At 70.4% G+C, this 1,305-nt stretch carries 2 protein-coding genes; both read left to right on the forward strand.

Translation table 11 applies throughout. From position 1 onward, the window contains the following. Positions 1-333 precede the first annotated feature (333 nt). On the forward strand, positions 334-849 hold the full coding sequence (locus FHD68_RS18565) for a sigma-70 family RNA polymerase sigma factor (RefSeq protein WP_208863817.1): 516 nt from the start codon (positions 334-336) through the stop codon (positions 847-849). A gap of 24 nt (positions 850-873) precedes the next feature. Continuing rightward, positions 874-1,305, forward strand: a 432-nt coding sequence (locus FHD68_RS18570) for an anti-sigma factor family protein (RefSeq protein ID WP_425277560.1), incomplete at its 3' end; no start/stop codon positions are given.

Here is a 1,305-nt window from a genome sequence, read left to right on the forward strand (position 1 = left end):
CCGTCGCTGGCGCACCGGGCGCGACACCGATGCCCGCCCCGACGGCGCGCTGGCATCGGACGCGCGGGCCGTGCCGGTCCCGATCAGCGTCGGAGTCGCATAGGCCAGCCCGGCCGCCAGTCCCATCCGGGTCAGCAGCGCGCGGCGGGTGGTCGGGGCGTCCTGGGTCATCGGCGGGTCCTTGATGCGATCGGGTCGGGTCATGGAAACGGTCGGCGGAACCAGTCTATTCCCATCGGCCCGCTGCGCGCACTTTTCTTTCGCGTGCGATGGAATAAAAGCGGAGGGGCCACGTTTCAAGGTCAACCAAGACCGCAAGGGGGGACCCTGTCCGTGACCGATGACCTGCGCGCCCAGATGATCGCGCTGCTGCCCCGCCTGCGGTCCTTTGCCCGCGGCCTGTCGGGCCAGCACGCGCTGGCCGACGACCTGGTGCAGATCACCGTCGAGAAGGCGCTGCGAAACCTGGACGCCTTCGTGCCGGGGACGCGGATGGACAGCTGGCTGTTCCGCATCCTGCGCAACAGCTTCATCGACCATGTACGCGCCCGGCGGGACACCGACAGCCTGGACGATGACGACGCCATGCCTCTTGTGGGCCAGGACGGCCGCGAGGTGACCGAGACCCGCCTGCATCTGGCCGATGTGCGTCGCGCCATGAGCCGCCTGCCCGAGGATCAGCGCGTCGTGCTGATGCTGGTCTGCGTCGAGGGCATGCGCTATCGCGAGGCCGCGCTGGCGCTGGACGTGCCTTTGGGCACGGTGATGAGCCGCCTCGGCCGCGCCCGCGCGGCCCTGGCGCAGGCGCTGCAGGACGATCCCGCCCTGCTGTCGGCCAGGCTGGGCTGAAGCAATCCGCAAAGGCATGATCCGATGACCCGTATCGACCCCCCGATTGATCCCAACGACGAGAGCGACGAGATGCTGATGGCCCTGGCGGATGGCGAACTTGACGAGACCACCGCCGAACGCCTGTGGCAGCGGATCGAGACCGACCCCGCCTTGGCTGACCGCTTCGCGCTGTTCGTCGATACCCGTCATGGCCTGCAGGCGGCCTATCCTCCGGAACCGGTGCCCGACCGGCTGATCGCAACCGTCATGGCGGGCACGCCTGCTTCCGATCCGGTCGTCGTGCCATTCAGGCGCAGGTTGTCTGCGCGGCCGATGGCGGCCTGGGCAATGGCCGCGTCGCTGGTCCTGGCAGTGGGCCTGGGTGGGTTCCTGGCCGGCCGGGCGACGCCCCCTGCGGGCGCCACCCTGCAGCAGGCGGCGGCCGCCCTGGCCCAGGTGCCGACGGGGGGCGAG

The organism is Paracoccus marcusii (genome assembly GCF_006151785.1).
Lineage (GTDB): Bacteria > Pseudomonadota > Alphaproteobacteria > Rhodobacterales > Rhodobacteraceae > Paracoccus > Paracoccus marcusii.